This is a genomic window from Ensifer sp. 1H6 (assembly GCF_001976035.1).
In the GTDB taxonomy this organism is placed as follows: domain Bacteria; phylum Pseudomonadota; class Alphaproteobacteria; order Rhizobiales; family Rhizobiaceae; genus Ensifer; species Ensifer canadensis.
This window is the reverse complement of sequence record NZ_MOAI01000028.1, coordinates 18,289-32,968: the sequence shown is the minus strand read 5'-3', so window position 1 is coordinate 32,968 and position 14,680 is coordinate 18,289. Positions and strand designations below refer to the sequence as shown.

Genomic DNA, 14,680 nt, shown 5'->3' with positions numbered 1-14,680 from the left:
TCCGGAAGGGATGTTGAACGAACGGGCCGGCGGCAAAAGCAGGCGCCGACCCGCAACAGGCAATGATCAGGAGCCGCTCTTCGGCAGGCCCGGTGGGTTGGTCTGCGACGCGTCGACCGCCTCGTCGGTCAGGCTCCAGCGCTTCAGCACCTCGCCGTATTTGCCGTTCTTGATCAGGTCGTTGATGGCAAGGGTGATCGCGTCGGCAAGGCCACCACCCTTGCGGGTCGTCACCGCGATCTCGGCGGTCAGCGGCCAGCCGCCGCTGGCGATGCCGACGACCTTGGTGTCGTTGCGGATCGAGGCGGCATAGGCGCGCGTCGCATTGGGGTTGAATTCGACGTCGGCCCGGCCGGACTGCAGCGCCAGGTCACCAGCCGCGCGGTCGTCATAATATTGCACCTCGATCGGCTTCAGCCCGGCGGCGACGTTCTGCCTGTCCCATTCCAGAATGATCTTTTCCTGATTGGTGCCGGCCCCGGTGATCACCTTCAGGCCCGCCACGTCCTTCGGTTCCTTGATCGATGTGATCGGGCTGTCGGACTTGACGAAGAAGCCGAGCACGTCGCGCCTATAGGTGGAGAAGTCGAATTTCTCCTTGCGCTCCTCGGTCACGGTCACGTTGCTGATCACCGCATCATATTTGCCGGAGGCGACGCCGAGCGGCCAATCGGCCCAGGCGACCGCGACGAGATCCAGTTCGAGGCCGAGGGAATCGGCCACCAGCGAGGCGAGATCGGGATCGGCGCCGACGACCGTTTTGGAGTCCGATGCGTAGGTGGCAATCGGCGGATCCCAGGGGTTGACGGCAACGGTGAATTTTCCTGGGTTTACGAACTTGAAGTCGGGCGCGATCGCCTTGATGGCCGCTTCGTTCCGCTCGGCCCGCACGCGGTTGGACGTATCCGGGCTGAGATCGAACTTCTCCTGCGCCTGAACCGAGGCCGTACCGAGCGTCGCTGCGGCGACCGCTCCTGCCAAAAGCAGTTTTGCTCTATCGAAAAATGCCATGTACTTAAACTCCATTTCATCTTTGGGTTGCAGATTGTGTCGGCACGATCCAGCGTGCCCATGCACGCCTGGAATTTTCAGAGAACCTTGGCGAGGAATTCGCGGGTGCGCGGATGTTCCGCGGTGGTGAAGATGCGGGACGGCGGCCCGGCCTCCAGGATGCGGCCCGCCTCGATGAAGACGACGGTGTCGGCAACCTCGCGGGCAAACCCGATCTCGTGCGTGACGATCACAAGCGTCGTGCCGGTGCGGGCCAGTTCCTTGATGACATCAAGCACTTCGCCGACCAGTTCCGGATCGAGTGCCGAGGTCGGTTCGTCGAAGAGCAGGACCTTCGGCTTAAGGGCCAGAGCCCGTGCGATCGCCACGCGCTGCTGCTGGCCGCCCGAGAGCTGCCGGGGATAGGCGTTGATCTTGTCGCTGAGGCCGACCCGCGCCAGCAGTTCCTGCGCCAACCGAACAGCGTCGTCGCGCTTGAGGCCGCGCACCTGCAACGGTGCCTCGATGAGGTTTTCCAGCACCGTCAGATGCGGGAAGAGATTGAAATTCTGGAACACCATGCCGATGTCGGCGCGGCGCTTCAAAATATCCTTCTCCTTCAGTTCATAGAGCGTGTTGCCCTTCTGGCTGTAGCCGACGAGATCGCCGTCGATCGAGATGAAGCCGTCATCGACCCGCTCCAGATGATTGATGGCGCGCAGCAAAGTCGACTTACCCGAACCCGATGGCCCGAGGATCGCCGTGACGCTGCCGGCAGGCAAGCTCAGCTCGACGTCATCTAGCACTTTCAGCGGACCGAAACTCTTCGAGATGCCATGGATGCGGACGGCACCGCCGGCGCGGAATGCAGTCGCGTCATGAAAACCGGTCTTGCGGGCGATGGCACCACTGCTCGCAACCTCGGCCAGCGGACGCCGAAACCGCGAGAAGAAGGCCTGGAACGGCAGCGGCACCGGATTGCGAACGGCCCCCTTGGAGAAATGGCGTTCGATATAGTGCTGGGCGATCGACAGCCCGGTCATGATCACCAGGTACCAGACGGTGGCCACCATCAGGAGCGGAATGACTTCGAGATTGCGGCGATAGATGACCTGAACGGTGTAGAAGAGCTCCGGCAGCGCCAGCACGTAGACCATTGATGTGCTCTTTGCGAGCCCGATGATCTCGTTGAAGCCGGTCGGCAGGATCGAGCGCATCGCCTGTGGCAGCACGATACGGAATGCCTGGCGATGACGGGGAAGACCGAGTGCAGCCGCGGCCTCGTGTTGCCCGTGATCGACGGAGAGAATGCCGCCACGCACGATCTCGGCAAAGAAGGCCGACTGATTGAGCGTCAGACCGAGAAAGGCTGCTGCAAACGGCGTCAGCAGCTGGGTCGTCGGGTAGTTGAAGAGCGTCGTGTCGGTGAAAGGAATCCCAACCGAGATCGTCTCGTAGAGATAGCCGAGATTGTTGAGCACGAGCAGCAGCACGATCAGCGGAATGGAGCGCAGCAGCCAGATGTAACCGAAGGACAGGCCACCGAGCAGCGGCGACTTCGACACCCGGGCGAGCGCCAGAGCCGTTCCAAGTAGCGAGCCTGAAACGGTCGCAAGTGCCGTCAGGAGCAGCGTCCGCCCAAGGCCCGCAAGCACCGGTTCTGCAAAGAACCATTCGGCAAAGACCGGCCAGCCCCAGCGAGGATTGGTCAGCACCGAATAAAGCACGCCGGTTATGACGAGCGCAGCAAACAGGGTGCCGAGCGCCCTGCCAGGATGGCGGGCCGGCACGATGCGATAATGCGCGTAGCCCGGATTGGGTTCGCTTGCTCGCCCGGTTCCGGCAACGCCGGCATAATCGGTCAAAATGGCCATGATGCATCCTCTCTGGATGGTTGGCGCCCGTTGGACGCCGGCGTTACGGGTGGCTCACTGCCTGCGGATGCGATGGGCGCGGCTCTCCGAGAAGCGCGAGCGACGCGACGAGATGGGTGATGTCCTTCTCGAACGGCAGCGTCTTGTAGACCTCCGGATCGGCAGCGACGTCGAACAGCGCCGTGTAGCCATTGACGAGATAGAGACCCACTGCCTCCGGCTGCCGGAAGCCGGTGGTCAGATAAATGCGGGAATAGCCTTGCCTTGCTGCTTGCGCTTCGAGTTCGAGCAGAACCCTGCGCGCCAATCCCTGGCGGCGCAGGTCGGAGCGCGTCCAGATGCGTTTGAACTCCGCGGTGCGGTCGTCGTAGTGCTTGAACGCACCGCCGCCGATCGTCTCGCCGTTGCGGATCAGCAGCACGAAATTGCCATGCGGCGGCGCGAAGGCATCAGGTGGATAGCGGTTGAGTTCTGCCGCAGCACCCTCGTCGCTGAAGTAGTTGCCGTAACGGCTGTCATATTCGATGATCAGTTCGTCGATCAGCGGCTTGGCACGCGGGTCGAGGGGGGTGGTGTAGAGAAACGTATCGCTCATGGTTTCGCCAATCCCGTTGTCGTCATCATGCGAGGAAGGTTTCGACCAGCCGCACCCAATAGCGGGCGGCAGGCGCGATGATTGCGTCGTTGAAGTCGTAGTTGGCGCTATGGAGCGACGCGCTGTCGCCATTGCCGACGAAGAGATAGCTGCCGGCCTTCTCCTCCAGCATGAAGGCGAAGTCTTCGCTTGCCGTGCGCGGCTTGAAGTTGCTCACGATCTGGCCGGGGCCGAAGGCTTCTAGTGCGACACTGCGGGCAAGCTCCGTCTCGGCGCGGTGATTGATCAGAGCCGGGAAGCCGCGGCGATAATCCACCTCCGCGGTGCGCCGAAGCTTTCGGCCTGAGCGCACGCCAGTGCAGGTACCCGCTCGCCGAGCAGTGCGCGGGTCGCCTCGTTGAAGGCCCGCATGGTCAGCTTCAGCGCCACGCTTTCAGGAATGACGTTGGATGCCGAACCGCCATGGATCGAGCCGACGGTAACCACCGCCATCTCCTGCGGGTCGACATTGCGCGAAACCACGCTCTGCAGGGCGGTGATCAGCGACGCGGTCGCTAGCACCGGATCGACGGTCAGCTGCGGTTCCGCCCCATGGCCACCCTTGCCGACGATCGTGATGTTGCACTGGTCGACCGAAGCCATGGCGGCACCGGCAACGAAGCCGAATTGCCCTGTTGGAACGCCCGGCCAGTTGTGCAGGCCGAAGACGGCGTCGACGGGAAACCGTTCGAACAGCCCTTCGGACAGCATCTTGCGCGCGCCGGCGCCGATCTCTTCGGCCGGCTGGAAGATCAGCCGCACGGTGCCGTCGAAGCGGCCTGCTTCCGCCAGATAGCGTCCGGCGGCAAGCAGGATTGCCGTGTGGCCATCGTGCCCGCAGGCATGCATGACGCCGCGATGGACGCTGGCATGGGCAAGACCCGTTGCCTCCTCGATCGGCAAGGCGTCCATGTCGGCACGGATGCCGATGCTGCGTTGGCCTTCACCCCGGCTCAAGGTGGCGACGACACCGGTTCCGCCAATTCCCGTTGCCACCTCGTAGCCCCAGGAAGAGAGCCGACTGACGACGATTTCGCTGGTGCGGTGTTCGTGAAACGCAAGTTCCGGATGGCGGTGGAGATCGTGGCGTAGCGCGACGATCTCATCGAGATAGGCGCCGATGCCTCGCTCGACCGCGTCCCCCGCCTGTGTGTCCTTGACGATCATGTTCATCGGCGGCTCCGTCGACGCCTCAAGCGCCGACGGCCCTTCCCTGCTCGATCTCTTCCGCCGCCGCCGCATAGCGGCTCTCCCTGTAGGGCAGCCCCAGATGATCACGCAGCGTCTCGCCCTTCAGATGCGGGTCGAAATAGCCGCGCTCTTCAAGAATCGGCAGCACGTGGGCGGCGAAATCCTGCAGGCCTTCGGCAATGACCGGGAAGCCGAGGATGAAGCCATCTGCCGCCTCACCATCGACCCAACGGATGATCTCGTCGGCGATGTGGTCTGCGGTGCCGATGAAGGCGGTCCGCGGCGTCGCAACATCAAGCGCGATCTCGCGAAGAGTCTGGCCGGTCTCGCGCGCCGTCTTCTTGATGCGGTCGGTCGTCGCGCGAAAGCTGTTCTTGCCGATATCGCCGATGTCGGGGAACGGTTCGTCCAGGGGATAGGCACTGAAATCATGGTGATCGAAGAACCGGCCGAGATAGAGCAGCGCCTCCTCGACCGTGACCAGCGCGCGGATTGCCTGATACTTGGTCTCCGCCTCCGCGGCCGTCGAGCCGACGATCGGCGCGATGCCGGGGAAGAGGCCGATATCGGCCGCCCTTCGGCCTTGAGCAATCGCACTCTGCTTGATCTGCTTGTAGAAGGCTTGAGCATCGTCGATCGGGCCGCCATTGGTGAAGACGGCATCGGCATGTTTGCCGGCAAGACGGATACCTGAATCGGAAGCCCCTGCCTGGAAGATCACCGGCTGTCCCTGGCGCGACCGGCTGATGTTGAGCGGCCCTTCGATGCGGAAGAAACGGCCTTTGTGGTTCAGACGGCGCATCTTGGCCTTGTCGACATAGACGCCAGCCTGACGGTCACGGACAAAGGCATCGTCGTCCCAGGAGTCCCAGAGGCCCTTGGTCGCATCCAGATACTCGTCGGCGATCTCGTAGCGCAGCTCATGTTCCGGATGCTCGCGCCCATAGTTGCGGCCGGAGCCCTCCAACGGCGAGGTCACCGCGTTCCATCCGGCCCGCCCGCCGCTGATCAGGTCGAGCGAAGCGAACTGGCGGGCGATGGTGAAGGGGTCGCTGTAGGAGGTCGAAACGGTACCGACGAGCCCGATCTTCGAGGTCGATGCGGCAAGCGCAGACAGAATGGTCAGCGGCTCGAAGCGGTTGAGAAAATGCGGGATCGACTGTTCGTTGATATAGAGGCCGTCGGCGACGAAGGCGAAAGCGATACCGGCGGCTTCCGCCTTGCGCGCCGTGTCGACGAAGAATCCGAAGTTGACGCTAGCGTCGGCGGGACCGCTCGGATGCTTCCAGGCATTCATGTGGCCGCCGGGGCCCTGCAGCATGATACCGAAGGTGACATTTTTCTGGGGCATGGACGAGATCCTTGTGCGGATGTTCAGGCGACGAGCGAAAGCCGCTCTCTGGCGATGAGTTCGATCGATGCGAAGCGTTCGGCCGCAGGAAGGGCTGGCGTGTCGATCACGAATTCCTTGACGCCGTAGCGGCGGTGAAGCGCATCAAGCTCCTGGCGGACCTGCCGCGGCGTTCCGTGCAGCACGCTCGGGCTCTTTTCCTCGACCCGGTAGTCGCTGACGCCCGCCTGGCGCGCGAATTCGGCCGCCTGTTCCTCACTGCCGACATTGACGCTTTGGCCGTTGCCGAGGAAAACCTTGAAGATACGAAGGCCGGCGACGCGCTCGCGGGCGCGCTCCTCGCTTTCCGCTGCCAGCGCCGCGACTGCCAAAATCGGCCGACCACCGCCCGTTGCGCGCTCGTAAGCCGCAACAGTTCGCTCGATGTTGTCCGGATCACCATTGAGATGCGCGGCAAACACCAGTTGCCAGCCTTTTGCAGCGGCAAGCTCCGCACTCTCGACACTGGCCCCAAGCAGGAACCTTTCAGGCGCATGGACGGGCAAGGGCGTTGCCAGCAACGCTCCGTCGTCGGATTTTCCGGGCGCAAGATAGTGGTTGAGATCGCTCAGCTGTTCGGCAAAACCCGGCTTGCGCTCGGGATCGATGCCGATCTGTAGTGCCCTTGTCGAGAGAGGAAAGCCACCCGGCGCCTTGCCGACACCGAGATCAACCCGTCCGGGCGCAAGTGATGCCAGGAGGTTGAACGTTTCGGCGACCTTGTAGGCGCTGTAATGCTGCAGCATGACGCCGCCGGAGCCGATGCGGATCTTGGATGTGCGCGCCAGGAGATAGGCAATCAGCGTTTCGGGCGCCGAGCTTGCCAGCCCTGTCATGTTGTGATGCTCGGCCAGCCAGAAGCGGTGATAGCCCCACTCTTCCGCTTTCGCCGCCAGCCTGGCGGTTGCCTGCAACGCGTCAGTTGCGGTGGTTCCCGGATCGATCGGGCTCTTGTCGAGAAGACTGAGAAGATAGGACATGCCGAGTGTTCCAGATTGTCATAGCGTCCGTACTGGTCGCCATTACTCCATAAAACACATAGACAATATGCATTATAAGAAATGCATTTCTATTTCGGGGCGGGATGAGAGAAAAACCCGCCCAAAGTTTGCAGCCTGGAATCTCGCTGAAGACAGGGTGCGCCACATGTGGTCGGCGCTGGAAGCCAGCCGTTCGACCGGAAGTGCAGGAGATGGGCTGCAGTCAGCCTTGCGGAAACAACGCCGATGCGTGGTCCGGCGACACGATTGCTCGACGCCAGCTTCGGCTGAGGCAGCGCGGCGATCCTGAGATGTGGAGGCGGCGAAAAAGGATGGGGAAGCACCGGCGCGCAGCAGAGCCGCGCGCCGCTCGCAGATCAGTTCACCGAAGTGAGCGTCATCGACGTGCCGGTCGCGGCAACGTTGAGGCCGAGTTGACCCGTCACACTGACCGTCTGCAGGTGGATGGCACCGGCCGTACCGCCGATGAGGATGTTGGCGCCGACGCCTGCACCGAGCGTCGCTTCGGCGGTCGCACCCTGGTAGATGCCGCTCAACGCGCCCTTGTGATAGCCGGCGGTCGCGCGAACACCGCCCAGATCAGCCGGCTGCGGGTGGTGAAGCCGACATCGACGCCGAGCTTGCGGATCGCACCGGCATAGTGGTCGGAAGCCTCCGCGCCGACGGTCGAACGGAAGACGCATTGGACTTCCTTGGCCGAACCCAGGACATAGCCGGCACCGCCGGCAATGTTGCAGTCGAGGTAACCGATCTTGACGCCACCGCGCGCGTCCGGCTCCCGGTAGGTGTCCTTGTAGGTCGGCAGGTCGGCGGCATTGACGGCCCACGCACCGGCAGACGCCAGGGTTGCAGCAGTAAGCGCCATCGCAAGACTCTTTTTCATAGTTCGCTCCTTTTCGGATCGTTATTGATCAACAGCACTCGGTCTTTTGGAAAACGAATCGAGCAACAGAGACGTCACCGTTGAACGCCGATCGGACATTTCGAAGGCACCGCTCCGGGCGCGAGCACCCGGATGCAAGTTTGCGGCGGACTGTTGCTGATGGAGAACACCAATCGCCTGCGGACACCTGCCGAAGGGCAGTTGCGCCAATATGGACATAGGATGGCGAGAGCGTCGGACCAGTGTGGCTCAAAAGCCGCATCGTGAGACAGACCGCAGAAGGTGCCGCCACCGGGAGCGTCGCTTCAACCGCCCATCGGTCAACTTGCCTTGCGGTCGAGCCCCGCCAGCCACCCAACCGTCATCAGAACGAGGATTGCCGCAAGGGCAAGCAGACCGACGGCATACATTACGAGGAATTCGAGGAGGCGCGGCACGAATAGCAGCGCCTGTCTCGGCAGCGATTGAGCACCACGCCAAGCGGGCAGCTCATCCCGATTGAAAGCCTCCAGCCGACGAACAAGAAAACGCATGTCCACCTCTTCCGGCCGACGGCAAGCCAAGGTGGCGCGCCGGCAATTCCCGTTTGAACATCGCTGGCCAGTCGTTGCTGCGACTGGCGGTCGATACGCAGCCTCGCCCGCCCTCAATGCAGCGGCGTCGCGCTTTCCGCATCGCGCAATTGAAAACCGCCGATCGCCAGTTTTCCGTCGCCGAACGGCAGCGCGCGGCGCTGACGAAGCTCGTCATCGATCACCGCCTGCATGCCGGACTTGAATTTCCTGACGCTGAACTGGGCAGTGTGTGTCCTGATGACGTCGGGCCGGAAGGTATCTTCGCGCGCCTCGAAAGCGTAGATCGCCTTGATCAGCGCGTCGACACTCTGCTGCTCGAAAAGCATGCCCGTCAGATTGGGCACGACGGTTTCAAGCGCCCCCCCGGCGCCAAAGGCGATGACCGGACGGCCGCTCGCCATGGCCTCGACAGGCACGATGCCGAAGTCTTCCTCTCCGGGAAAGACAAGAGCGCGGCAGCGCGAGAGCTTTTCCTTCAGCACTGCAAAGGGCGCGCGCCCGAGGAAGGTGACGGTAGGACCGGCCATGCGCTTCAGCCTGGCGATATCCTGCTCCTTGCCGTCGCCGATCACGACCAGGTTCTTGCCCATCTTCGTGAACGCCTCGACCGCGAGGTCAATTCGCTTGTAGGGAACGATCTGCCCTGCACAAAGATAGAAATCCTCGATCTGCGTCGAGGGTGCGAAGTCCTCTGTGCTCACAGGCGGATAGACGACCGTGGCCGGACGTCGGTAGTATTTGGCGATGCGTGCCGCGACATGATGGGAATTGGCAACAAACCGATCCACCCGCATGCTGGTATTGACGTCCCAGCTGCGCAGCATCGGCGCCAACACCGGCATCATCATCCGTGACAACAGGCCCGCGCTCGACCGATAGGCATGGTAGTGATCCCAGAGATAGCGCATGGGAGAATGGCAGTAGCAGATGTGTGCTGCATGTGGCGGCGGGATGATCCCCTTCGCTGGCCCTGACTCACTCGAAATGATCAGGTCGTAGCCGCTGAGATCGAGGCTCTCGAGCGCAAAAGGCATCAGTGGCAGCAGCGACTGATAGTGCCCGATCGCTCCCGGAATGCGCTGTAGGAATGACGAGGTGACCTTGTGCTTCTTGATCGTGTCGGACACGCGGCCCGGATCATAAACCAGGGTGAAGATGTCGGCCTCGGGATAGAGGTCGCAAAGCGATTCAATCACCTTCTCCCCGCCGCGCATCGATACCAGCCAATAATGAACGATTGCGACGCGCATAGTGCTCCCCTCTGAAACGATCCTGCCGCAGCATGGGACACACAAGGTGCGCGTGCACAGAGCCAAGATCGGTCCGGGGGTGCATCCGAAGGAACGATCGTCCTACCCGAAAGGTTTAGCTGCCGGTGGCGGCCGACCCGGGCTTAGCCATAGGCCGAGGCAATCCTATCCGATGGTGCCGCCGGTTTAGGGATATTCCCCTAAAGGGATTACCCGCGATTAGACCGCAGGGAATTTACCTCGAACGTTTTGGGCCGACAATCAATCCGACGCGCCACACCAAGCCGAGCTGTCCGGTACCGTGGCGCGCTGGAACATCAGCGAGGCCCCATGCCCCATGCCGATCACCGTATTCTACATCGCCTGTCGTCGCTTGGCCGTGTCTCGACCCTATACCTGGCGATCGGCCTGAGCACTCTTGCTCCCATCCATCAGGCCCATGCCGAGCCGGTGTTCCGTTTGCAGCCCCAGACAAGGGTCAAGGTCGCGATCGTCGAATGGGTCGCGGCGACCGGGGAATACAAGGAATGGACCGCGCTCAACGGAGAATACGTCGTTTCCCCCGCCGGCACGATCTCGGTTCCGCTGGTCGGCGAAGTGAAGGCCAAGGATCGGACACCTGCAGAACTGGCGGCCACGATCGCCGACCTCCTGAAGGAGCGCACCGGCCTTAGCAAGGCGCCGGAGACATCCGTCGAAGTTGTCCGCTACCCGATGATCTATGTCACGGGTCTGGTCGACCGGCCGAGCGAGCTGGAATTCCGCCCGGGCATGACTGTGATGCAGGCGGTGGCCATGGCGGGCGGGCGCGAACGCCGTACGAACCCTGCCGGCGGCTACTCCGACATGGAGCAGATCCGCTACACCGGCGAGTTGAACCGGATGGAACTCGAGATGATGCAACTCGCCGCCCGTCGGGCGCGGCTGAGGGCCGAGTTCACCGACAGCGCCAAGATCGAGTTTCCCCAGGCGCTCAAGGCCGCCGATGGCGCCGCCATCCAGCAGATCGTACGAGACGAGAGCACGCTCTTCGATGCCCGGATCGAAGCCATGCGCCGCCAGCTCGATTCCCTTGCCGAGCTCGGCACGCTGCTCAAGAACGAAATCGATGTGCTCGATGAAAAGACGGCCGTCCAGCAGCGTCAGATCGAGATCGCCCAGGACGAGCTCAAAGGCATATCGAAGCTGGTGAACGACCAGACGGTGACGAAGTCGCGGCAGACGTCGCTCGAGCGGATCGTCGCAGAGCTGCAAAGCGACAAGCTCGACCTCCAGGTGGCCGCCATGCGCGCCAAGCAGAAACTCAGCGAAACCGAACGCGATGCCGTGACCTTGCAGGGTCAACGCCGAACCGAAGCCGGCCGCGACCTGCAGACGACGGAAGCCGCGATCGAAGATCTGAAGCTCAAGCGCAGCACGACGCTGCAACTGCTGCAGATCAACGGCGCTTCGCTTTCCCGTTTCGCCGACAGGAAGGCAATGGACCTGGAGCCGCTGGAGTACTGGATAACACACGGCGGCGGCACCGACCCGGCCGTGAGGGTTACGGAAGCAACATTGCTGGTTCCGGGCGACGTGCTCGACGTGCGCTCGGCGCTGACGGCAGCGCTGGATAACAAGCTTCTGACATCGGTGGGCATCGAGCAGTCCCAATAGCAACGACAGATCGACTGTGGCGCAGCGTATTTTCATGGGGAACACCAATGGTCGTGCATGACATCTCAAAAATCGTGCTGGATGAGAACTTCGAGGCCAAGCGTTCGGCCGGGCAGGAGAGCATATCCTTCCGCGATGTTTCCGACTTCCTGCGGCGGCACCTCATTCGCATCGGGATCTGTGGTGTGATCGGGCTGGCGCTCGGCGCCTTCTACATACTCAACACGGCACCGACCTTTACCGCGACCGTCCGCCTGGTGATCGATCCCGAGCAGGGTCGCATCGCCTCACAGGATGCCTCGACCGGAACGATCATCATCGAAGCAGCCGAAATCGCCAGCGAAGTCGAAATCGTCAAATCCGAGGCGATTGCCCGCGCCGTGATCGAACAACTCGACTTGACCACTGATCCGGAAATTGTCGGCGGCGGCGTCTCGATCCGCGGTATGATCGGCTCGCTGTTCTCGTCGGGGGCCAAGAATTCCGACGATGATAAGGTCGATGACGAGTATCTGATGCGGCGCACGATGGCCGCCTTTCTCTCGCGCGTAACCGTGCGGCGCGTCGGCCAATCCTACGTGCTTGAGATCGGCTACTCTTCCACGGACCCGCGAAAGGCGGCCAAGACCGCCAACGCCATTGCTGGAGCCTATATCCGCACGGGCATGAACGAGAGATCGGACGCCGCGAGAAGCGGCGCCAAGTGGCTGGAAAGTCGCCTTATCGAAGTCGGTGCGCAGGCGCGCGCAGCCGCCATGACGGTGGAAGAGTTTCGCGCCAAGAACGACATCACAACGGTCGGCACCGCATCGACGCTCGATCAGCAACAGCTTTCCGAACTCAGCAGCCAGATGCTGGCAGCGCGCGCCGCGACCGCAGCGGAATCGGCCAAGCTGATGACGCTGCAACAGCTCATGTCGAAAGATACGCTGGTCGCGACCGTCAACGACAGTCTCGACAACCCGCAGATCCAGAAGCTCAACGAAGAAATGCGCCTGGCATCCGCCAAGCTCGACAATCTCAAGACCCGATACGACAGCGGAAATCCCGCTATTGTCGCCGCCGAGGCAGATATTGCGCGGCTGGATGCCTCTCTTCGCAACGAATTCCTGCGCATCGAACAGTTCTACAAGTCGAATGTGGACATCGCCAAGACCCGGGAAAAGCTGCTGGAAAGCGAGCTTGCCAGCCTTACCGCGGCGGGTGCCGGCAAAAACGTCGCCCGCGTCGAACTCTCCGAGATGGAAAGCCGCGCGACCACCTACCGCAGCATGTACGAGGGCATTCTACAGCAGCTCATCGGCGCTTTGCAAAAGCAATCCTTCCCCCTCGGCAAGGCACGCATCGTCACGGCGGCAACGGCGCCGCTGGGCAAGACCTGGCCGAAACCTTCGACGATCATGCCGTTTTCGCTGATGTTCGGATTGGCAACCGGGTTGATGCTGTCGGTGCTGCGTGACGGCCTCGACCGGCGCGTCAGCTCCAGCGAGCGCCTTCGCGCCGAACTCGGGATAACGTCGCTCGGCCACGTGCCGATGTTCAGAAGCAGCCCACGTCCCCATCAGCCCCCCGATTGCCTCCACCATGCTGCCGCTTAGATCGGTCCTGGACATGCCCTATTCGCGCTTCTCCGAGGCACTGCGCGGCGTCAAGAACTCGGTCGATTCCGCCTTTCCTGCCAATGCGACGGCGGTGATCGGCGTGACCTCGGTCGGACCCGGCGAGGGCAAGACCACGATCGCCGCCAACCTCGCCCAGCTCTACATGAACGAAGGGACCTCGGTCCTGCTCGTCGATGCGGATTTCGTCGGCTCGCGGCTCAGCCGCGTCACCACCGAGGACGGTGCGGGCTTCGGCATGGAGAGCCTGCGGATCCTGGGCATCGCCGGCCAATACTCCAGGCGCAGATCGGAGGCGCCGCAGCACGTCGAGGAATTCGACGGCAAGGCCGTTCGCTGCGTGCCGGTTCTGACCGTCGACCAGACACGCAAGGCAGCCGTCGCGCATCAGCGCTACGGCCACCTGCCGGCGCTGAAATCCGAGCTCGAGCTTTTGAGACCGCGCTACAAGGTGATCATCGTCGACATGTCCGGCTTCGAGGATTCGGCCGATACGCGCGTGATCTGTACCTATCTCGACGGCATCGTCGTGGTTCTCGGACAATCCGACAAGATGACCGTCGAACGGTTGGGCGAGGCCTTGGCAACATTCGGCAAATCACGCGTCGCGTTGCTCGGCGTCATTTCAAACAGAAGCGACGGCCCTCGCCGTACCAACATCCGCTGGGACCGAAAACAATGGCGCAAGTTCAGAAAATGATGCAGGCGACAAAGGATTACGCCGAAGATCGTCCGGTCACGGTTGCCATCGGCATACCGAGCTGCGGGCGCAGGGACATTCTCTCCGCCGTCCTGCCCCTGATCGCCCGGCAGACCCGCCAACCGGACGAGATTTACGTTTGCCTCACCTCGCCCGAGGATATGGACCCTTGCTGCACCGAAGGGCTTGCGGTCCGCGTCATCGTCATCATCTCCGAGCGCGGCAGCTGTCGACAGCGAAATCGCATCCTCGCCGCCGCCAAGTCGGATGTTATCCTCTTTCTGGACGACGATTTCCTGATGGCGCCATCCTACGTCGAGGAAGTCGAGCGCCTGTTTTCCGAGAACGACGACATTGTCGTCGCCACCGGCACGCTGGTTGCCGATGGCATCATCGGGCCGGGCATTTCGGTCGACGGTGGCTTGGAGTTGATCGAGGCGGACGAACGTCTGCCAAAGTCGACGCAAGCCTTCAGGCCGATCTACAACGCCTATGGCTGCAACATGGCGGTTCGAACCGGCCCTGTTCGCGAAGCTGACCTCGCCTTCGACGAGAACCTGCCGCTTTACGGTTGGCTTGAGGACGTCGACTTCAGCCGGATGGCCGCCGACCTTGGCCGCGTGGTGCAATCCGGCAATCTCGTCGGCGTTCACCTCGGAACCAAAAAGGCGCGCACGCCAGGCATCAAGTTCGGCTATTCGCAGATCGCCAATCCGATCTACCTGATTCGCAAGGACACGATGAGCATTCGGCATGCCGGCGTGCAGATCCTGCGCAATCTGGTGGCGAATTTGGTCAAGGTCTGGAACCCGGAGCCCTGGGTCGATCGAAAAGGTCGCCTGCGCGGCAATGCCCGCGCATTCCTGGACCTGCTGACCGGCCGGCTGGCGCCGCGAAACGTCGAAAGGCTCGAATAA

Annotated in this window: 11 protein-coding genes and 2 pseudogenes; 4 read left to right on the top strand and 9 right to left on the bottom strand. The window is 62.4% G+C overall.

Features of this window, described 5'->3' with window-relative positions; translation table 11 throughout:
• Positions 1-66: 66 nt before the first annotated feature.
• The 9 genes and pseudogenes from BKP54_RS26610 to BKP54_RS26570 form a co-directional block, all read right to left on the bottom strand.
• A complete protein-coding gene (locus BKP54_RS26610; RefSeq protein WP_025428364.1) occupies positions 67-1,011 on the bottom strand; it encodes an ABC transporter substrate-binding protein in 945 nt (314 codons plus the stop codon).
• Positions 1,012-1,088: 77 nt separating this feature from the next.
• Positions 1,089-2,864, bottom strand: a complete 1,776-nt coding sequence (locus BKP54_RS37190; protein ID WP_081788921.1) for an amino acid ABC transporter permease/ATP-binding protein — start codon at positions 2,862-2,864, stop codon at positions 1,089-1,091.
• Between the two features lie 43 nt (positions 2,865-2,907).
• The gene (locus BKP54_RS26600) at positions 2,908-3,459 is read right to left on the bottom strand and encodes a GNAT family N-acetyltransferase (protein ID WP_057207543.1); all 552 of its coding nucleotides are present in this window, start codon (positions 3,457-3,459) and stop codon (positions 2,908-2,910) included.
• A gap of 25 nt (positions 3,460-3,484) precedes the next feature.
• Positions 3,485-4,671, bottom strand: a pseudogene (locus BKP54_RS26595) (M20 aminoacylase family protein).
• A gap of 19 nt (positions 4,672-4,690) precedes the next feature.
• Positions 4,691-6,040, bottom strand: a complete 1,350-nt coding sequence (locus tag BKP54_RS26590) for an LLM class flavin-dependent oxidoreductase (RefSeq protein WP_025428363.1) — start codon at positions 6,038-6,040, stop codon at positions 4,691-4,693.
• Positions 6,041-6,063: 23 nt separating this feature from the next.
• A complete protein-coding gene (locus BKP54_RS26585; protein ID WP_025428362.1) occupies positions 6,064-7,059 on the bottom strand; it encodes an LLM class flavin-dependent oxidoreductase in 996 nt (331 codons plus the stop codon).
• Between the two features lie 377 nt (positions 7,060-7,436).
• Positions 7,437-7,963: pseudogene (locus BKP54_RS26580) on the bottom strand (DUF992 domain-containing protein).
• Between the two features lie 320 nt (positions 7,964-8,283).
• Positions 8,284-8,496 (bottom strand): hypothetical protein, encoded by a 213-nt coding sequence (locus BKP54_RS26575; RefSeq protein ID WP_025428360.1) that lies wholly within the window; start codon positions 8,494-8,496, stop codon positions 8,284-8,286.
• Positions 8,497-8,609: 113 nt separating this feature from the next.
• Positions 8,610-9,788, bottom strand: a complete 1,179-nt coding sequence (locus tag BKP54_RS26570; RefSeq protein ID WP_025428359.1) for a glycosyltransferase — start codon at positions 9,786-9,788, stop codon at positions 8,610-8,612.
• Positions 9,789-10,118: 330 nt separating this feature from the next.
• Between BKP54_RS26570 and BKP54_RS26565 the strand changes: the two genes are divergently transcribed.
• From BKP54_RS26565 to BKP54_RS26550, 4 genes are read left to right on the top strand one after another with little or no spacing between them, the layout of a single operon-like run.
• Entirely contained in the window at positions 10,119-11,444 is a 1,326-nt protein-coding gene (locus BKP54_RS26565; protein ID WP_025428358.1) for a polysaccharide biosynthesis/export family protein, read from the top strand.
• Positions 11,445-11,491: 47 nt separating this feature from the next.
• The gene (locus tag BKP54_RS26560; RefSeq protein ID WP_084815188.1) at positions 11,492-13,042 is read left to right on the top strand and encodes a GumC family protein; all 1,551 of its coding nucleotides are present in this window, start codon (positions 11,492-11,494) and stop codon (positions 13,040-13,042) included.
• Positions 13,029-13,763: a P-loop NTPase gene (locus tag BKP54_RS26555; RefSeq protein ID WP_084815187.1), complete on the top strand. Its 735-nt coding sequence runs from the start codon at positions 13,029-13,031 to the stop codon at positions 13,761-13,763. The genes BKP54_RS26560 and BKP54_RS26555 overlap by 14 nt, the downstream gene beginning before the upstream one ends.
• Positions 13,742-14,680, top strand: coding sequence for a glycosyltransferase family 2 protein (locus BKP54_RS26550; protein WP_225906406.1), 939 nt, complete (start codon positions 13,742-13,744; stop codon positions 14,678-14,680). The genes BKP54_RS26555 and BKP54_RS26550 overlap by 22 nt, the downstream gene beginning before the upstream one ends.